15 protein-coding genes and 3 tRNA genes are annotated in these 20,177 nt (G+C 39.2%); 6 read left to right on the forward strand and 12 right to left on the reverse strand.

The features are described from left to right. Genes M3O96_RS11545 through M3O96_RS11560 form a run of 4 tightly spaced genes read right to left on the reverse strand, consistent with a single transcriptional unit; the run spans position 1 to position 6,306 of the window. Positions 1 to 531, reverse strand: a complete 531-nt coding sequence (locus M3O96_RS11545) for a DUF3341 domain-containing protein (RefSeq protein ID WP_249720746.1) — start codon at positions 529 to 531, stop codon at positions 1 to 3. A gap of 3 nt (positions 532 to 534) precedes the next feature. After that, positions 535 to 1,899 (reverse strand): NrfD/PsrC family molybdoenzyme membrane anchor subunit, encoded by a 1,365-nt coding sequence (gene nrfD / locus M3O96_RS11550; RefSeq protein ID WP_249720747.1) that lies wholly within the window; start codon positions 1,897 to 1,899, stop codon positions 535 to 537. Positions 1,900 to 1,917: 18 nt separating this feature from the next. Beyond that, positions 1,918 to 5,004 (reverse strand): TAT-variant-translocated molybdopterin oxidoreductase, encoded by a 3,087-nt coding sequence (locus M3O96_RS11555; RefSeq protein ID WP_249720748.1) that lies wholly within the window; start codon positions 5,002 to 5,004, stop codon positions 1,918 to 1,920. Between the two features lie 39 nt (positions 5,005 to 5,043). Next, positions 5,044 to 6,306 (reverse strand): c-type cytochrome, encoded by a 1,263-nt coding sequence (locus M3O96_RS11560; RefSeq protein WP_249720749.1) that lies wholly within the window; start codon positions 6,304 to 6,306, stop codon positions 5,044 to 5,046. 555 nt (positions 6,307 to 6,861) lie between these two features. Between M3O96_RS11560 and M3O96_RS11565 the strand changes: the two genes are divergently transcribed. The 3 genes from M3O96_RS11565 to M3O96_RS11575 all read left to right on the forward strand — a co-directional run bounded on the left by M3O96_RS11565 (position 6,862) and on the right by M3O96_RS11575 (position 7,325). Next, positions 6,862 to 6,929 (forward strand) — tRNA-OTHER (locus M3O96_RS11565). A 123-nt stretch (positions 6,930 to 7,052) separates the two neighbouring features. Continuing rightward, positions 7,053 to 7,125, forward strand: a tRNA-Cys gene (locus M3O96_RS11570). Between the two features lie 129 nt (positions 7,126 to 7,254). Further along, positions 7,255 to 7,325, forward strand: a tRNA-Cys gene (locus M3O96_RS11575). 116 nt (positions 7,326 to 7,441) lie between these two features. Here the strand turns inward: M3O96_RS11575 and M3O96_RS11580 are convergent. From M3O96_RS11580 to M3O96_RS11615, 8 genes are all read right to left on the reverse strand, one after another. Further along, a complete protein-coding gene (locus tag M3O96_RS11580) occupies positions 7,442 to 8,575 on the reverse strand; it encodes a hypothetical protein (protein ID WP_249720750.1) in 1,134 nt (377 codons plus the stop codon). Then, positions 8,572 to 9,705, reverse strand: coding sequence for a hypothetical protein (locus tag M3O96_RS11585; RefSeq protein ID WP_249720751.1), 1,134 nt, complete (start codon positions 9,703 to 9,705; stop codon positions 8,572 to 8,574). The genes M3O96_RS11580 and M3O96_RS11585 overlap by 4 nt, the downstream gene beginning before the upstream one ends. After that, positions 9,702 to 10,886: a hypothetical protein gene (locus M3O96_RS11590; protein ID WP_249720752.1), complete on the reverse strand. Its 1,185-nt coding sequence runs from the start codon at positions 10,884 to 10,886 to the stop codon at positions 9,702 to 9,704. The genes M3O96_RS11585 and M3O96_RS11590 overlap by 4 nt, the downstream gene beginning before the upstream one ends. A 158-nt stretch (positions 10,887 to 11,044) precedes the next feature. Then, positions 11,045 to 11,647 (reverse strand): hypothetical protein, encoded by a 603-nt coding sequence (locus M3O96_RS11595; protein ID WP_249720753.1) that lies wholly within the window; start codon positions 11,645 to 11,647, stop codon positions 11,045 to 11,047. 259 nt (positions 11,648 to 11,906) lie between these two features. Continuing rightward, positions 11,907 to 13,706 carry a 30S ribosomal protein S1 gene (rpsA, locus tag M3O96_RS11600; protein ID WP_249720754.1) on the reverse strand — a complete coding sequence of 600 codons (1,800 nt, stop codon included), beginning with the start codon at positions 13,704 to 13,706 and terminating at the stop codon, positions 11,907 to 11,909. Positions 13,707 to 13,945: 239 nt separating this feature from the next. Next, entirely contained in the window at positions 13,946 to 15,118 is a 1,173-nt protein-coding gene (locus M3O96_RS11605) for a DUF4934 domain-containing protein (protein WP_249720755.1), read from the reverse strand. 78 nt (positions 15,119 to 15,196) lie between these two features. Then, positions 15,197 to 15,415, reverse strand: a complete 219-nt coding sequence (locus M3O96_RS11610; protein WP_249720756.1) for a hypothetical protein — start codon at positions 15,413 to 15,415, stop codon at positions 15,197 to 15,199. Between the two features lie 316 nt (positions 15,416 to 15,731). Beyond that, the gene (locus M3O96_RS11615) at positions 15,732 to 16,907 is read right to left on the reverse strand and encodes a DUF4934 domain-containing protein (protein ID WP_249720757.1); all 1,176 of its coding nucleotides are present in this window, start codon (positions 16,905 to 16,907) and stop codon (positions 15,732 to 15,734) included. Positions 16,908 to 17,344: 437 nt separating this feature from the next. Here M3O96_RS11615 and M3O96_RS11620 point away from each other — a divergent pair, with 437 nt between their 5' ends. From M3O96_RS11620 to M3O96_RS11630, 3 genes are all read left to right on the forward strand, one after another. Next, the gene (locus tag M3O96_RS11620; RefSeq protein WP_249720758.1) at positions 17,345 to 18,073 is read left to right on the forward strand and encodes a lysophospholipid acyltransferase family protein; all 729 of its coding nucleotides are present in this window, start codon (positions 17,345 to 17,347) and stop codon (positions 18,071 to 18,073) included. Between the two features lie 99 nt (positions 18,074 to 18,172). After that, positions 18,173 to 19,468, forward strand: coding sequence for a DUF2851 family protein (locus M3O96_RS11625; RefSeq protein WP_249720759.1), 1,296 nt, complete (start codon positions 18,173 to 18,175; stop codon positions 19,466 to 19,468). 51 nt (positions 19,469 to 19,519) lie between these two features. Beyond that, positions 19,520 to 20,158, forward strand: coding sequence for an acetyltransferase (locus M3O96_RS11630; RefSeq protein WP_249720760.1), 639 nt, complete (start codon positions 19,520 to 19,522; stop codon positions 20,156 to 20,158). The last annotated feature ends 19 nt before the right edge of the window (positions 20,159 to 20,177 follow it).

Here is a 20,177-nt window from a genome sequence, read left to right on the forward strand (position 1 = left end):
CTATTCAAAACTTTTAAAATTTACTTCAGATGCTCCAGAATTTTTCAAGACATCAGATAATTGACTTTCTTCCAAAGATGAATTCACTGCCAAATCAATTGCCATGACATGCTTGTCATCTGTGATCCTAATATCAAATATTCTGGGCTGTCCCCATGGCTTAAGGTTACTGGCTATCATGAAAACACCCACCATTCCGAAAGCAGCTAACAATACTGTAAGTTCGAATGTAACAGGAATAAAATCAGGGAAAGCGGCATGGTCTTTACCCCCAATGATCATTGGCCAGTCAATCTTCATCATATAGAACTGCATGACCAAGGCAAGTGTAGTACCCAGGATGCCAAACAAGAATGCTGCAATTGGGAGCTTACTTCTTTTATATCCCAAAACATCATCAATACCATGAACAGGGAATGGGGAATATACCTCATGGATTTTGACACCGCTACCTCTTACTTTTGATATTGCATCCAATAAAACATCCTCATCGTCATATACTCCCAGGATGAAATTTTTATCTCTTTCCATGCTTTATTTAATTACTTTTTCTGATGAAGATTTCACAATTGATTTAATTTCAGCCATGTTGACCACAGGGAAAAACTTCGCAAACAAGAAGAACAATGTGAAGAATAATCCGAAGGTGAATAGATAAACCCCAATATCTGAAATAGTCGGATAGAACATGGCCCAAGATGATGGCAGATAATCTCTGTGCAACGAAGTTACGATGATTACAAATCTTTCAAACCACATTCCGATATTCACCACCAATGACAATATGAATGTTGCGACTATGGAAGTTCTGATTTTCTTAAACCAGAAAAGCTGAGGGGAAATCACGTTGCAGGTCATCATAGACCAATATGCCCACCAGTACGGTCCGAACATCCTGTTCATGAAAGCATACTGCTCGGCAGCTACACCTGAATACCATGCAATAAAGAACTCTGTGATGTAGGCAATACCTACAATTGATCCAGTGATGATGATTACGATATTCATCAACTCAATATGCCCGATAGTGATGTAGTCTTCCAAGTGAAACACTTTTCTAGTAACAATCATCAAAGTCAAAACCATCGCAAATCCTGAGAAGATCGCCCCAGCCACAAAGTATGGAGGAAAAATCGTCGTGTGCCAGCCTGGGATAACCGAGGTGGCAAAGTCAAAGGATACAATAGTGTGTACTGAAAGTACCAATGGGGTAGCCAAACCTGCCAATATCAATGCAACTGATTCGTACCTGCTCCAAGTTTTGGCAGCGCCATCCCATCCAAATGAAAGTGCACCATAGATGGTTTTCCTGATTCCGGAAGCCCTGTCTCTGATGGTTGCAAAGTCAGGAATCAATCCTATGTACCAGAATACCAAGGATACAGCGAAATAAGTTGAAATCGCAAACACGTCCCAAAGGAGAGGCGAGTTGAAGTTTACCCAAAGTGATCCAAATGTATTAGGAAGTGGCAAAGCCCAATAAGCACCCAACCATGGTCTCCCCATGTGAATAACAGGGAACATGGCCGCACAGATTACAGCAAAAATCGTCATCGCTTCCGCAGCTCTGTTAATTGCCATTCTCCATTTCTGTCTAAACAATAAAAGTACGGCAGATATCAATGTGCCTGCGTGACCGATACCAACCCACCATACGAAGTTGGTGATATCCCAAGCCCAACCGACAGTTTTGTTGAGTCCCCACATACCGATACCTTCCCAAAGAGTCGCTACCAATGCAATGGATCCTAATAACAATACACCTACCGAAAATAAAAAGGCCAAAAGCCAACCCAGGCTGGGTTTTGCTTCTACTTGCCTTGATATATCATGAGTGACGTCTTTCAGAGTTTTACCCCCTGTAATCAGAGGCTCGCGTACGGATGAAGTAACATGCATATCTTATAAAATTATTTATTACGCTTCTGATTTATCCTTATTTCTGATTTTGGTAAAGTACCACACGTTAGGGCTGACATTGATTTCTTCCAAAACGTGGTAAGCTCTTTCTTCATTGACTTCTTTGATCGCGGATATCGTTTCCTCTTGGATTTTGAGCATTTGAGTGATTTTACTATTGGTATCATTCATGTCCCCAAATACAATGGCAGTAGTAGGACAGGCTGAAGCACAAGCTACGTTGATTTCCCCATCATTTACTTTCCTTCCTTCTCTCTTGGCAGTCAACTTGCCTGCCTGAATTCTTTGCACGCACATAGAGCATTTTTCAATTACACCTCTTGCTCTCACTGTCACATCAGGATTCAACACCATTTTACCCATATCATCGTTTTGCGCAACGTTCACCGCAGCAAAATCTTTGTTGTCATGGTACTTGAACCAGTTGAATCTTCTCACTTTATAAGGACAGTTATTGGCACAATACCTTGTTCCAATACATCTGTTATAAGTCATTTGGTTAAGCCCTTCAGAAGAGTGTGTCGTTGCAGCTACCGGACAAACCGTTTCGCAAGGAGCATTATTACAATGCTGGCACATCATGGGTTGGAAAGTAACTTCCGGATTATCCGCAGCAACTTCCAATTCTTTGTTAGACGTAGCATCAGCAGGAGAGCTATAGTATCTATCTATCCTGATCCAAGCCATCTCTCTTCGGTTTAGCACTTCTTGTTTACCAACGACTGCCACGTTGTTTTCTACCTGACAGGCAATGGTACAAGCACCGCAACCGATACAGGAATTCATATCAATTGCCAATCCCCAATGGTGTTGGCTGTATTTGTGGCCTTTCCAAAGTGAGATTTTAGAAGGTTTCACAAATTCACCTTCCTTGTAAACTTTTGGATGATACCTTCCTGCGGAAGCATTTTCCTTATATTCTCCAAGAGTGGCTTCTTGAATCACAAACTCTCTGCCCATGTAAGTTTGATGGGTTTGGGTCTGTGCAATTTTATAAGTATCGGCAGTGATTTCAATAGAAACCCCTTCGGTCACATCAAAATTTGTAAAACCTTTAGAACTATCAGCCAACTCATACGCATTGACACCGACACCATCGGCTACCCTACCTGCCTTTGTCCTTCCATAGCCCAACGCCAATCCTACTGTTCCTTGTGCTTGTCCCGGTTGCACCAAAATAGGCACAACTAGAGTTTTTCCTCCAATTGTGACTTTCGCCTTTTTGGTCTCTCCTTCATACATTTTCAGACTATTTTCATTAGCCCATTGCTGCGAAACGGTCAAGTAATTATCCCAAGTTGCTTTGGAAATCGGGTCAGACATTTCTTGTAGCCAAGGGTTATTGGCAAATGTTCCGTTTCCAATTCCGACTTTTGTATAAATGGACAGTTCAGTCGCAGTATTATCGCTTTTATAAGCTTTCGCAACAGATGAAGCAGCTAAAGCCACATCAGAAATATTGGCTACAGGAGCTGATTCGGAAGGGACTGAATACACCCCATTAAATAATGACCTATCCCAAAATTCCTGAAAATTGGATGTTTCAGATTGGGCTGTAAATAAGGTTGAATTCCAGTTTTTCTGTAAGAAATCGTAGTAATTGGTAGTAGCACCTGCCCAAACTAGAAAAGTATCCTGGGCTTGTCTCGAATCAAAAAGTGGAGAAATTGCAGGCTGACTCAAGCTATATTCTCCTTTTCTTGGATTAAAGTCATTCCAAGACTCAAGATAATGATGATCAGGGGCCACATATTGGACCAAAGAAGCGGTCTCATCCATGGCGATATTCGTAGCAACAGAAACTTTTGCCTTCGCAATTCCTTCTGCTACTTCTGCACCTTTTACAAAGTCATACACAGGATTACAGTTGTAGAAAACAACTCCTCCTATCCTGCCTGCCTTCAAATCAGCAACAAACTGATTCATTTTAGCATCATCACCTTTTCTGAAATAGGACGGCTTAGAAAAATCTACTGTTACGCCATTATTTCCTAGCAGGTCGTTGATGGCATTGATTATCACCTGTACGTTTGGATCATTTGAACCAGATACTACAATAGATTTACCTTTATTGGCCAAGAGTTCTTTGGCTGCTTTGTCAAGGTGTGTGATTTCTATTGCACCACCTGCAACTGTCGCCGCTCCTGATTGCTTGGCAATCGCATTGTACAATGCCAATATAGCAAGGCCGCTTTGAGAAGGTTTTATAGGAGTTCTATAGTCTGCATTTGCTCCAGTAAGCGATAAGTTTGACTCGAACTGAAAATGACGGGACATTGTAGGTTTTTCTTTCGAAATTTTTCTTCCCTGACCATACTGTCTTGCAAATTCTATCGGAGAAATCCAAGTTCCTAAAAAGTCAGCTCCAAAGCTCACAATTACGCTTGCTTTTTCGAAGTTATAAGTTGGTAGCACTGCTGTACCATAAGAAGTTTCAGCTGCTTTGGTAATACCGTAATTAGAAATTGGATCGTAAGAGATGATTTCTGCACCCCCAAAAGCCGCTGAAAATTGCTGAATAACGCTTTCGGTAGAAGGAGAAATCACTGTATTGGTAACAATCTTCACTGTACCTGCTGCGGCTAGCTTAGCCTTCACTTCAGAGTCAATAGTCGCCCAATCAGATTTTGCTCCATTGATATGTGGACCTGCCAGTCTTTGCTTGTCATATAGAGAGAGGACAGACGCTTCGACAATGGCACTTATTCCTCCCTTATTTATTGGAGAAAGCTCGTTTCCATCAATTTTGATAGGTCTTCCTTCCCTGGTTTTTACTACAATCGAGGCATAATCCCCTCCTGAGGAAAATGTGGAGGCATAATAATTAGGAATGGAAGGATTGACATCAACAGGTTTGTTGACATATGGAATAGCCTTTCTTACAGGAGCTTCGCAGGCTGCCAAAGAAGCCGCTGCCAAACTGAATCCCATTAATTTTAGGAAATCCCTTCTCGAAGAACCTTCCTCATTTCCACCATTGATGGGTACATAATCGGGAAATTCCTTTTCTGCATTTTTAACAAATTCGGGATCATTTGTTAATTGCTCTAAACCTTTCCAATAGGTCTTTTTATTTTCTGTCATTGTATATTCAAGAAAAGTAAGTTCTGAATTGTTTTTTTATTAATAATGGCACTTGGCACATTCCAATCCACCAATGTCTTTTACCTTGAGTGATTGCTTAGAACTGCTGTGTAACTGTACCAATTTATCGTAATATTCATTTCCTTTAGAATTGATGTCTGTCTGTCTGTGACAATCAATACACCATCCCATCGTAAGGGAACTATGCTGATAGACAACTTCCATTTCTTGGATCGGACCATGGCAGGTCTGACATTCTATTCCACCAACAGCCACGTGCTGCGCGTGGTTAAAATAAGATAGGTCAGGAAGGTTGTGGATTCTTACCCATTCAATAGGCTGGTTGTTATCTACAGCTGCATAGATTTTTGCGATTTCGGGTGAAATCCCTTCTTTACCTCCAACATTCTGGATATGGGTATGGCAATTCATACAGATGTTTGCAGATGGAATATTAGCTGATTTTCCTATTTCGACTCCCGTATGGCAATATTGACATTCAACCTCGTATTGTCCTGCATGAAGCTGATGAGAAAAAGCAATTGGTTGCTTTGGTCCATAACCTTGCTGAACACCAATTGTCAATAATTGATCCAAGGCGGTTTTAACCGTAAATGCAATAACCACTGTTGTTATAATTATTACAAATGCGTCTGATTTGATTAATTTTTTAAAATCAAATTTTTGATTGATGTATTCTTCATCAACAACATCTAACTTTTGGTTATTAAGATATTTGGTCAAAATCGAGATAATCAGACCTAAAACAACCAAAATCAATAATAAGACAAGTACAAGAACTGATAGAATTATCGTGAGGTACTCGCTCGGTATACCAGTACCTCCTGATGCAGTCTGAGTACCATCGGCAGCTACCGCGGAGGCGGCTGCAGGATCTACTTTATCCCCATATTCAATATATGATAACAAATTCATCAAATCGGCATCAGAAAGAAATTCCATTGCCGGCATCACAAGGTTATTAAATTGAGCTGATATCGCAACCGCTTCTGCATCCCCTGAGGCAATCAGAACCTGGGAATTTTTAATGAACTTTTTTGTCCATTCAATGGAATGACGGTCAGTAACTCCTCTCAAAGCGGGCCCAACGTTTTTGGCATCCAATCTGTGACAAGTTTTACAGTTGGCATTGAACACGGTTTTCCCAGCTGATATCGCCTCTTCACTGTTGGGCACATCGGGATTGACCGCGTAAACTTGTGTTCCTGACAACTGGAAGAATAGCATCATCAAGAGGCTAAATCTCAAAGGAACACTTAATAATGAGCGATTGATCGACATATTTATTACTTATTAAACAGTTTAATGCACGTTTTTTGATAAACACTGCAAATGTACTATCGCAATTCTATTTTTCAAACTTGATTCAATTCGAAAAGATTCCCTGAGAATCAGAAGCAATCATATTGTAAGTATCTGTCTTTCAATTGTTTAAATACTCAATATTTTGAAAGATTATAATTTAGATTCATTATAAATAAAATTATATTTGGATTAAAACCGCAATAATCATTGGAGAAAAAAATACTCCATGTTCATTTGAACAAATAAGGAAATTTGGGGCCAAAGAAATTGAACTTTAAATTTAAAATATTTGAATAAAAACTTGTCTATGTTAAAGAATGTGATTTTCTTTGATCAACTATAAGGTCGAGTGGCCGAGTGTTAGGCAGTAGTCAGCAAGACTTCTCACGGTGGTTCAAATCCATCCTCGACCTCAAAAAATAGGACGTTTTAATCACCCAAATTAAATCGCTCCCAAGAATTTTATTAAGTGGTAATATAAGCTTAATGCATCTTTGCATTATGCTCACTTGATACCTAAATCTTTTACTAGGTCGAGTGGCCGAGTGTTAGGCTACGCGGCAAGACTTCTGACGGTGGTTCAAATCCATCCTCGACCTCAAGCCGGAATTGTTCTTATATTGGAAGAACAATCTTCATTTAGCTCAAATAATTTTGTTTTTGCTCAAAACGAAGGTATTATTGTGATTAATGATTAATTTTGATCTTCGAAAATCTGATAAGGTCGAGTGGCCGAGTGTTAGGCAAGAGTCAGCAAGACTTTTCACGGTGGTTCAAATCCATCCTCGACCTCCAAAAGCTTCCCAATTGTGGGGAGCTTTTTTTATTCTACCAAAAAAATGAATTTTACCTGAACCAAAATTTGGTTCCGCTCCGTTTGATTTAATTGGTAGAATCCCTACATTTGCATTCCGTAAAAAAAACGGTCGAGTGGCCGAGTGGCTAGGCAGAGGTCTGCAAAACCTCGTACAGCGGTTCGAATCCGCTCTCGACCTCAATCGAAAAAGCATCCTCCAAAGGGATGCTTTTTTGTTTTCAGGGCAAAGCTGATAAACTTTGAATCACAAAAAATTCTAAGGCAAGGATAAGAAAGAAACCGATTGTTGGTTTTTTACTTTTTGACCAATTGAAGTTTATAAAAGGTGATGTAATCTTGCTCTTCCCCGAGATAATCATCATCCCTTAAAGCGTAGAAGGGCTTGTCCAACTCCTCAATATTCATAAATCTTCCTATTCTATAGGGGATTTGTATTTCATTGGAGAGGCTGGAATCTGGCAGTATAATTTTCAAGATCTGATTTTGAAAATCCTTGTACCTAGGAAAGTTTTTTGGAATGTTCAATTCATTTTGGATGAAAATTTCCTCCTCAATTCCTTCAAGAAAAATGATTACCGTTCCTTTCTGGGTTACAAATAACTGTCTGATATCTCCGTCTAGCATTCTTTTTCGGGAAATGTATTGATATGGCTCTTGTTGTTCACCATTGTCTAAAAATTTAGAAGGCTTAAAATCAACGGTATTTATATAACTCCCTCCATTGCTTAGATCAAAAGTATGGACCATTGTCTCATTGCTTAGAGCCATATGAAGTATATTTCCATTGATGCCAAATTGAATCCAAGGCCGTTCGAAGTATTTATCTGTGGAATATCTGGAGGTAGTTGGGATTTTAATTATCGGCACTGAGCCTCCTGTTTTTGGGTCAATTTTTTCCAACAGAAAGTGATCTCTGAAGAAATGTGGATCGTAAGGATTTGCTCCGTCTCTGCCCGGGTAATAACTGATTAAAGAATCATTCCAATGTTCGAGATTTCTAATAAAGCCTCCCCCGTCATGTGCCTGACTTGGAAATGGAAGCTTGATTTCTTGTTTCAAAGTCAGATCCGGATTCAATTCATACAACCAACCCATAAAACTCGCTGCAAAAAGTTTTCCGTCTTGTGTGTATCTCAATTGAGTTGGGTATTGGACTTTTCCAGGTCCATCCTTAGGATAAGAAGATTCGTGGAGGATTTTTCCATTAGCATCAAATTCAATCAATTTGTTTTCCTGAAAATTGAAAAACACTCCCTTTCCATTTCTAAAATCTCCTCCGCCTACAGTTCCCAAATAATCCACTTGGATGGAATCCAAGATCACAAGTTCCCATTCGTTTGAAAAAGTCTCAAAATCTGAACTTTCCTTTGGGGAACAAGCTATTAGCGAAAAGAATAGCAACAACAATACAGGAACCTTAGAATTCATTTTTTGACCAATTTGAGTTTATAGAATGTGATATGGTTTTGCTCTTCCTCTAGAAAATCATCATCTCTTAAGGCATAGAATGGCTTATCCACAGATTCGATATTGAGTATGAAATCAATTTTTGAAGGAAGCATTACCTCGTTTGACCAACCATATCCGTACCGGTAGATTTTGAGATAATTCTTAACGAAATGAGGGTACAGGTAAAAATTTTCTCTTTCTTTCAAGTTGTTTTTTACAAAAGTATCGCTATCAATTCCTCCATGATAGGTGACGATGATATGGTTCGAATCCGAAAATACGCCACGGATCGCCGCTTCATACATCTTGGTCATTTCTTGGTACGTCACAGGCGTTTTTTGCCCGGGCATCAATTTAAAGTCGATGGGATTGATATCAATACTCCTTTTCCAAAGAATACTATCCCCCAAAGCATATATATGCAAAATGGGCTCATTGGAAAAGGTAAGATACAAGCTGTCGTTTTGGATGGTGAAGTTTAGGTACGGCCGATTAAAAAAATCATCGCTGCTAAATTTGGATGTCGCCGGTGTTTTAACAACAGGGATGGATGTTTTTGTCTTCAAATCATACAATTCCAAAAGAGGGTAATCTCTATAAAAATGGTCAATATAGGGACTGACACCATTGCGCCCAGGATACCATAGCAGTATTTTTTCTTCCCAAAAAGCAATGTTTCTTCTATTGTAGGCACCGCCTCTTGCCTCACCCAAAAAAGGCATTTCCAACCTTTCCTTCAAATTAAGATCAGCATCAAATTGATAAATATTTTTAGCTGAAGTTGTTCCAAAAAATTCACTGTTATGCTCAACCAAAGTCTCCAAAAACGATATGGACCCGGGGCCTTCTAGAGGAAATTCTTTCGTTGTCAAAATATTACCTATAGAGTCAAACCTAATTAAAGCTCCACTGACCATGTCTTTAACCAGTCCAATTCCATTATTAAATATTCCCTCTCTAACATTCCCCAAATAATCCACCTGGATAGAATCCAAGATCACAAGTTCCCATTCGTTAGAATCGGTGGTATTGCGAGCGTCTTTTTCCCTTTCTGAGCAACTACAGATAAACGCAAAAATGAACAGTATAGCAATCCGGTTTTTTATCATTCCCCTACCAATTTTACTTTGTAAATTCTTAAAAAATCTTCTTCTTCTTCCTCGTTTGGCGCTTTTTCCATCCATAGAAATCCGCCGCCTGATGCGAAACCACTTATGTTTACTCCTCTGGGAAAATCAAGGTTTCCGATTACTTCCAAAGTCTTTTGATCCAATATCAAAATCCCTTGATTGACTTCACTTTCAATTTTTTCATAGAGCAGTTCAGCTTCCTCTTCACTTCCAGAACTATAAAGTGCTTCTAATTCCTTCATTTTCTCCTCGGGAATTCCTCCATAGTATTGCAACAGAATTTTGCCCTCCACGACATGTATGTTTCGAATAGCAGGAGTGCCACCTTTTATAATAACTGTACCTTCGGCAAATTCTGCCCTTGGAGTTACAGACAGTTTGCCAAAGCCAGGCAAATCGAGCATGACCACCGTATCCAACTTTGCTCCTTCAGGACTCAGGCCGTACACATTCAACCGCTGCTCCCCACCCAAGGCGATGTATAGTTTGTCCCCGGCGGCTTCTAATGCCGGAGCATAATCACTTTCAAAATAGCCGTTTCCATCCAAAAACTGACTTCCTTGCTCAAAGGGTACAATTTCGATGAAATTTTCATCCTCAATATCGATAAGTTCCAAAGCCCTGAAGGAGTCATAAAACTTTTGTTCTCCGGCGAAAGTCTCCCGCGTACGGACAGATTTACTAAGCAAATATTGCTTTCCATGAAGTGTTGCCGTTTCCATTCCCTTACCCGAAAAACTCATGAATCCCGCTCCTGCCAAAGTCTCAGGATGCGCAAGTTTTTTAATCATATTTCCGTCTAAATCATAGATAAAAATCCCATTCATTCCGGCCAAAGCGAGTTGGTTTTCAGTTACGAAACCGGGGGATTCCATCAGGAATCCATAAGAATCAGGGGTGTCTTCATTTTTCGAAAATCGGCTCAAAATAGCTCCTGAGTTGTCCGTGATGATAAATTCGCTGTTGGCAAAATCATAGAAAGCAAATCGGTCTGCTTTTGGGCTGACGTCCGTAATCAAGGGATCGCCCAAAATCTTCAAATCCAGCGAATCAATTACCTCAAACGAATAAATGGCAGGAATTTCCTGCTCCTTTTTTTCTGGGCCTGAACATGAGCAAAAAATTATAAGGACGAGTAAATAAAGTTGGAGATGTTTCATAACTCAATTTTAAAAAATAATTTTCAAAAATCAATTTTATTCTTAGTTGATTTGTTCAAATTTGATCTAAGCCTCTATTTGCTCCCAATTCAGACCAAGCAAGAAATTGGGATGGGCATAAAAAAAGTGTCCACCTTTCGGCAGACACTTTTCTATTTTTAAAACTTATACCCAACCCCCACTTGTAAACTGAATACTTCCAACACTTGGCGGGAATCAAATTCCTGTTTTTTGAAAGGAATCCATGAATGCCTGCTGAAATTCGGAAAAACGAAAAGGCTCAGATTTTCTTTTTCGATTCTTCCTCCGATACCAACAATGTATCCGATTCCTCTTTGATCCTGAGATTTGAACATGTCATCAGGCAGTTGAAAATCTAATTGCGGGCCTGCAGAAAGGTAGAAATATTTGAGAAAATCAAAGTGTGCCAATAAAGGGATAGAGAGTAGTTTTAGAGGCTCTTTAAATTGAGAAGGACCAAGAGTAGGCATCCCGGTTGGCATAAGGGTTATGATTTTCTCCGCCTGAAAGTACTGAAGTCCCGTAGTAAATCCCCAGCTTTCATTAATCTGCCTTCTATACCTGATTCCAAAATCCAAAGCTGAATTCAATTGGTTAGATGAAGCACCGATTACTTCAACATTCCACCGCATCCGGGCCTCAGGAAGACCATAATAAACCTGGATTTCATTGTTTTTTTGGGAAAGGGCTGAAAAACTTGTACCCATCATCACTATTATGAATAAACATCTTTTTGTCATTTGCCTTAAAACTTGGAATACCAATTTATGACGAAAAAAAAATTAGAAATGCGACAAATTAAAGTACGATGCTAATTATTTTTATTTGGAGCTAAAAAAGGTTAATCCTTCGAGGTTTTAAAAACCTCAAAGGATTAGTTATAAAAAAAGTGTCCACCTTTAGGCAGACACTTCTTTAAATTTATCTCAAATCTTCAAATTCCATGAGTATCTATCTCATGTCTTGAATCTTGTCCCGATAGCTATCGGGACTTGCGTCTTATTTCTTTCCGCCTTCCATCTTCTCCTTCAGCTCAGCCAAAGCATCGATGTCACCGAAAGTTGATTTCTCTGCAGCAGCAGGGGCTTCAACCTTGGGTTCGTCTGCTTTTTTCTTGCCACCGGCTTTCTTGGCAGCAGCCGCTGCCGCTGAAGTTGCGGTAGATTTAGCATCTTCTCTGTAAGTAGAAGAATGGGAAAGCACAATCCTCTTGTCATCTTTAGAGAATTCGATTACTTTGAAATCCAAAGATTCACCGACTTCTACATTAGATCCGTCTTCTTTCTCTAGGTTTTTGGAGGTCGCAAAACCTTCAAGACCATAAGGAAGCTCAAGAACTGCACCTTTATCATTTTTAGAATTCACGGTACACTTATGCACTGATCCGATTGGGAATACAGTTTCGAAAGTATCCCAAGGGTTTTCTTCCAATTGCTTGTGTCCAAGTGCCAATCTTCTGTTGTCAACATCAAGTTCCAAAACAGCTACAGCCAATTCGTCACCTACTTTTACAAACTCAGATGGGTGTTTGATTTTCTTGGTCCAAGAAAGGTCAGATACGTGTACCAAACCGTCGATTCCTTCTTCCAATTCAAGGAACAAACCGAAGTTTGTCAAGTTTCTTACCACTCCTTTATGTTTGGTAGCCACTGCGTATTTGGTAGACATGTCACCTTTTGTCCAAGGATCTTCTGTCAATTGCTTGATGCCAAGAGACATTTTTCTTTCGTCTTTGTCCAAAGTCAAAACAACAGCCTCGATCTCGTCACTGACTTTTACGAAGTCAGCAGGATTTCTAAGGTGCTGTGACCAGCTCATTTCAGAAACGTGGATCAAACCTTCAACGCCAGGAGCCAATTCCAAGAATGCACCGTAATCGGCCACGTTGACGATTTTACCTTTCACTCTTGAGCCAACTTCCAATTCAGCTGACAAAGCATCCCAAGGATGTGAAGTCAATTGCTTCATACCCAAAGAAATTCTCTTCTTGTCATCATCGAAGTCAAGTACCACAACCTGAACTTTGTCGTCAAGGTTAAGAACTTCTTCCGGATGGTTGATTCTACCCCAAGAGATATCAGTGATGTGAAGCAAGCCATCTACACCACCCAAATCGATGAATACACCGAAGTTGGTCATGTTCTTGATGACGCCTTCCAATACCTGACCTTTTTCAAGGTTGTTGAGGATTTCAGCTTTTTGCTTCTCAAGGTCTTTTTCGATCAAGACTTTGTGCGAAACAACTACGTTATCGTTGGTGTGGTTGATTTTAACCACTTTTACTTCCATTTTCTTGCCTACATAGATATCAAAATCCCTGATAGGCTTCACGTCGATCTGAGAACCTGGCAAGAAAGCCTCCACACCGTAGATATCCACGATAAGACCACCTTTGGTTCTTCTTTTTACAAGACCTTCGATCACGCTGTCATTGGTAAGAGCATCTTCGATATCAGTCCATGCACGTACCATTCTTGCTTTTTTCCTTGAAAGGACAAGCTGTCCCAAGGAGTTCTCCTGCTCTTCGATGAATAGTTCTACCTGATCACCGATTTTAAGATTAGGAAGATCACGGAATTCAGATACTGGAACCAAGCCATCAGATTTGAAGCCGATGTTGATGATCACGTCCTTGTCATTGATACCTACTACAGTACCTTTGATGACTTCTTTTTCTGTGATCGTGTTCAAAGTTCCGGCATACATGGCTTCCATGTCGGCCTTTTGTTCTTTGGAATATCCGTCACCAAAACCTTTGGTGGAGAAATTATCCCAGTTAAACTCTTTTTGATTAGACATAATGTTTGATTGACCCTGACATTCCTCCATCCTAGGGTCATGGGATTGAGGCTTTTAGTTGATGAAAAGTCGCTGAGAATCAGTCGCAGAGACCCCGTTCACCCGAACGGACTGCAAATGTAAGGTTTTTTTGGAAAAGGAGAATTATTGAAAGGAAAAATGTATTTGTTTTGCGACCACGAATATCTGGTGAAAAAACGAAACCCCTGAAATCGCTCTCAGGGGTCAAATAATGAAGTTTACTTTTTCAATTTATACTTGGCCAAAATCAAAAAATCATCCCTATTGATCTGTCTTGCAAGTTTTGTGAAATTATTGTCTTGGTCTTTTAATTGATCAATGTTCTTTTCATAATGCTGGAGAATTTCCTCAGGTTCAAAGTAAGCGTAAAAATAATTCTCGTCCATCCCTTTGATAATTCCAAAACCTAGCCCGCCATCCACATCATTCACCGTTTTTGAAGAGACATAGGGTATTTTCTCTTTCATGTCGTATAAGAAAAAATCAAATCCTGTCCTTTTTCTAAATGCAGAGGTTAAAAACCGTGAATTACCAAATAAATGGGGAACATGGATTACTATATAATTGAAAACATCGCTATTCACATAGTCTCTCCTATCGTTATGTGATAATCCATACATTTTGGATAAATCATTCTGTGCGGAACCAAAATCAAGATAGACCTTTTTATAAACAGCATTATTGGAAATGTAATAAACCGTATCACTATAAGTGGATGAGAAAATAACTGAATCTCCAATCTTAAGAAGATTGTTTTTATCCCCAATAAAATTCAAAGATCCTGGGAATATAGGATTTAGCAGAGGGGTCATTACATCTGTATCTGGACAGAAATTGTAAAGTATTGCTTGATCAATTCCGGATCTTAATTCAGAAGCCAATACTTCAGGGAAATAAAACAGATAACTGTTACCATCTAATTTCAAAAAGTTGGTTGGCCGGTTTTTTAATGGAATTTCATCAATAAATACTCCATCTATACTGTAAGTGATTAGGTGGTTTCTGGAGATGATAATCAAATTTCTACTTTTATCATCAAAATCCACATCCGTAATCTGAACATATTCACCCGGTCCTTCTCCATACCTGCCTATTGGATTGAGAAATTTCCCATTTTGATCGTACCTCAATAAGGTATGATTGCTCCAGTAGTCCGCCAAAATTATCCCTCCGTCAAAAACAAATAATTTGTCAGCTTTAACAAAAGGCTTATTGGGGTTTTCCAAAACAACATATTCAATATCCTCTACAATTTTTGATAAGATTTCAGCTTTAGCTTTATCGATGTGGATTACTTCTACATTCTGGTCATTTGACTTTGATGAACATGCAATAAGAAACAATAGACTATAAGCAAAACAATAATTGAACCTGAAAGAATGATTGGTCATGTTACTAACTCGTTGGTTTAGAAAGTAATTTAAATAGCAGAATTTGGGGCAGATAGATAATTTAATCTGCCCCAAACATTAATCCCCGCAGGCTTCCTCGCAAGGAATTTGACTTGAAACTTCACAAGGGGATTCACCGTCATACCGACATTTATCTACTTCTATTCCGCAATAACAAAATTCAGAGCTTACATAATAAGATCCTGGCAAAGAAGCTTGTCCCTGAACTTTCCCAGAAGAAAACAACATTGCCACCATTGCAAAACCGAAGGTGGCTGATAAAAGGTACTTTTTCATAAGCTTTAATAATTAATGGTTAAAGATAAATTAATCCTATGAATGTAAAAAAAAAATAAACTGCCAAATTTTTATATATAATACTTATAAAAAAAAATAGGAATTTTTTCGTTTTTAAAAATAACAATATACCTAAAAAGCTATAATATTCGGAATCCGTAGTTTAAATAAAATTTTTCGGGCTCATTATTTTGAAGTATATGCGAAAAACCAAATAACAACCTGTATATTAAGTTTTCGTTAACACCCTTCTAATCTCGAAACCATTTAAAAAACGAAACCCCTGAAATCGCTCTCAGGGGTCAAATAATGAAGTTTACTTTTTCAATTTATACTTGGCCAAAATCAAAAAATCATCTCTACTGATCTGTCTTGCAAGTTTTGTGAAATTATTGTCTTGGTCTTTTAATTGATCAATGTTCTTTTCATAATGTTGGAGGATTTCTTCCGGTTCAAAAAATGAATAGATATAATCTTCATCCATTCTTTTGATGATACCAAAACCAAGCCCTCCATCCACGTCATTCACCAATTTTGATGAGACATAGGGTGTCTTTTCTTTTATGTCATAGACAAAAAAATGGACTCCATTTTTCCTATATGCGGAGGCCAAATACCGTTTATTGCCAAATAAATGGGGAGAATGAGTAGATATGTTATTAAACCCATCTCCATTTAATTTATTTACTAATTCAAGTATAGGAATCCCGTACAACTTGGACAAATCATTTTGGGAGGAACCAAAATCAAGAAAGAGCTTTTTACTAATTTTATTTTCAGAAATGAAATAAATAGTGTCGCAAAAATTTAATGAAAACAAGATTGTTTCTCCCATTTTAAAGAGATTATTCTTTTCTCCCATGTAATTTAATACTTCCGGAAAAATAGGATCTAAAATTGGTTCTAAACTATCCTCTTCAGGTGAGTAATTGTATAGAATTGCTTTATCAATCCCAGATCTCAATTCGGGAGCCAAGACCTCAGGAAAATAAAATAAATACCTGTCACTATCCAGTTTTAAAAATTTATAAGGTCTGTTTCTTATTTGAATTTCACTGCTGAAATTCCCTTCCAAATCGTATTTAATGAGGTGATTTCTGGAAATGACAATCATATTTTTATTAATTTCATCGAAATCGACATCCGTAATCTGAAGATATTCACCAGGTCCTTCTCCATAGTGGCCAATAGAGTTGAGGAAATTCCCATAATGATCATACCTCAATAAAGTATGATTACTCCAAAAGTCAGCTAAAATAATCCCCTCTTCAAAAACGAATAATTTATCGGCTTGGACAAAAGGCTTATTGGGGTTTTCCAAAACTACATATTCAATATTCTCAATGATTTTTGAAAGGTATTGTGGTTCCGAATCTCCGATATTAATTATTTCTACATTCTGGTCTATTGGCTTGGAATTACATCCGAAGAGAACCGATGCACAAAAAGCAATGACAAGGAGGGTTTTAAAAGCAAGATTGTGTTTTGACATAGAATTATTTTTAACTCAAAAAGGACATTAAATTTCTAAGGCGCCTCAAATTAACTAAAAGACAATGTACAATATAATTCTAAGGCCAAGTCTATGAAAGTTGAAAATTTTTCGTTGTATGTTTTGACTCAATTGTTAAAAAAAATCAGTCCATAGTCCACGGTCGACAGCCCACTGTTTTCAGTGGTCAGTGGGCAGTTTTCAAAGGTCAGTTTTACGGTAATAAGTACACAGTCCTAGCCTACTGAGTGAAAATTAGGAAAGGGTTATTTAAGCCTTCTTTTGCGGTTTTGCGACTTTGCGAGAAATGAAAAATTTTTATGGAAATTAAATCCTAAAAAAACGAAACCCCCGAAATCGCTCTCAGGGGTTGTTTGCAAGCAAAGAGTTAGTAAATTTATTTAACGATTGCCAAAATTACCCAAACCTTTCCTAAAATGAAAATCATTCTGTGGATTTATACCCTTTATGCAGCTGTATTGTTTGTCCTAGTGATGTTGGTCTTCGGATTGTTTATTGTCATCCCACTATTGGTCAGTCCGAGGGGAGGCAAGGTTTCCTTTATATTTATCCGCTTTTGGGCAGGAATTTGGTATTTTTTGGTAGGCATCCGCTATGAAATCCATGGTCGGGAGCACATTGACCCAAAGCAGGCGTACATTTATATTTTCAACCACAGGTCTTTTATCGATGCTCCGGTGATTCCCATGGCCATCAGACAGGAAGTGCGGGCTATCGGCAAGAAGGAACTTTCCAAAATCCCTGTTTTCGGGTTCGTGGTTTCCAGGGTGGCGGTTTGGGTAGACAGGAAAGATACCGCTTCGCGAAAAGCCTCCGTGGAGCGGCTGATGCAAATTCTCAAAAAAGGCATTTCTATTGTTGTCGCTCCGGAAGGAACAAGAAACGATAGCGGGCAGGCATTGCTGCCCTTTCAAAAAGGGGCTTTCAGAATCGCTATCGAGACAGGGACACCCATTATGCCGATGGCAGTCATCGGTGCCGACCAAATCATGAAGCGGGGTTCGATCATGTTGAGGCCGGGAAAAGTACAGGTTTATTTTTCAGCAGCCATTCAGCCCGGTTCTTTCTCTGGAGAAGATGGTTTTTTGAAGTTGGCCGACAAGTGCTACAACAGGCTTGAAGCAATGATTTTGACACACGAATAATATTAGTCGACTAAAATCGCCTCCTGACGGCCTTGGGTTTTTTAATCATTGGAATAATCATGAAATTGTTTTTTCCATTTTCAACCCAATTTTTAAGCCATGAATTTTCAGGAAGACTTCCTTCAGACAGTATGGAAATACCAGTATTTTGACAAAAACTCATTACATACCACTGAAGGACTTCCGATTGAAGTCAAGAGAATCGGTTACCACAATTTCCATGAAGGGCCGGATTTTCAGGAAGCCCACATCAAACTTGGCAAATTGGATCTTTTCGGACATGTGGAAGTACACCGCAAAGCCTCAGACTGGAAATCCCACGACCACAATGCTGAACTCAGGTACAATTCTGTTGTGCTTCATGTAGTCTGGGAAGAGGACAAAACAATACTCAGAAATGACGGAAGCAAAATCCCAACTTTGGAACTCAAAGGAAAAATCCTGCTCGATGTCATCCGCAATTATGAAAGGCTGGCAAGTAGCCGGGACGAAATCCTTTGCGGCAATCTGTTGGAAAAGATCCCTCCTATCATCCAATTCTCTATGTTGGAAAAAACCCTTGTGGAGAGGTTGGAAAATAAATCTTCTTTGCTCTTGCAGCTATTGGAATCTACCAACAACAATTGGGAAGAAACCGCCTACCGATGGCTTTTTCAGTGCTTTGGATTCAAGACCAATGCCAACACCATGCTCAAACTAGCTGGAAGCGTGCCTTACAAAATTCTGCAAAAACACGGGAACCAACCGCAGGTGATCGAGGCCATCCTTCTTGGACAAGCTGATTTGATACCGGCAGAAGCATTGGATGATTACAGCCTTTTTCTGCAAAAAGAGTATGATTTTTATCAGAAAAAGTACCTCCTCCAAAAAACCATCCACCACCACGAATGGATCATGATGGGAGTCAGACCTCAAAACTTTCCCCAGCTTAGAATCGCCCAATTGGCACAAGTATTCACCAAAAATCCAAACCTGTTTTCATCTGTCATCCACCACAATGAGCATTTTGATCAGTTCAAAAAAGTCTTCGATATCGAGACTCCGGAGTATTGGCTTTTTCATATCAAAGTCGGGATTATTTCTCAGAAAAAATTAGCCAAAAAACTCAGCAACAACACCTTATCCCTTCTCACCATCAACTTTGTCATCCCGCTTTGGTATACCTATGGACAATATATTGAGGAAAGCGATTGGAAAGAAAAATGCTTTGACCTCCTTCAGGAAATACAGGCCGAAGAAAACTTTATCATCCGCAAATATGCAACCCACCAATGGAAGGCCAAAACAGCTTTTGACAGTCAGGGGATGATCGGACTTTACCATGATTATTGCAAGCCTAAAAAGTGCCTTGACTGCAAAATCGGGCAGAACCTCCTCAAGCCGGATAGGAAATGATTTTTGTTTAAAACCTGATTTGCGTACTTTTGCGATCCGAACAGGAAAAAAATGGAAAAACCAGTTATCATTCTTGGAGCCAAAGGCATCGCCCATCCAGCATTAGAGATTTTCAACAGCAACAAAGTCATTGTCTATGGCTTTTTGGATGAGGATGAAAAGCTTCACGGCACAGAAATCAATGTCGTCACTGTTTTGGGAAATCCTGAAGATGACGGTTTTTTGAAACTTATCGGACAAAAGTGTGAAGCTTTTGTGGCGGTGGATGACAATAAATACCGTCAGTTTCTGGTCAAAATGCTCAACGAGCGAAGGAAAGTCCAGCCGATCAATGCCATCCATCAGTCTTCTTATGTCTCTACGGATGCGGTATTAGGACACGGCAACTTTATCAACGGCAGAGTCAATATCGGCGCGGGAACCAAAATCGGTAGCCATTGTATATTCAATACCGGAGCAATTGTAGACCACGAATCAGTCTTGGAAGATTTTGTCCAGATCGGAGCGGGTTCTATTGTCAACTCAGGCGTGACAATAAAGGAAGGTGCCTTCATCGGTTCCGGAGTCACATTGGTATCCGGCATCACTATTGGTAAAAATGCCAGAATCGGTGCCGGTTCAGTCGTGATCTCCAATGTCAAAGACGGGGAAACCGTATTCGGGAATCCTGCCGCTCCGATCAAAAAGTAATTATTGAAATCTTATTTAT

Origin of the sequence: Aquiflexum sp. TKW24L, from assembly GCF_023502205.1 — a bacterium.
Classification (GTDB): domain Bacteria; phylum Bacteroidota; class Bacteroidia; order Cytophagales; family Cyclobacteriaceae; genus Cognataquiflexum.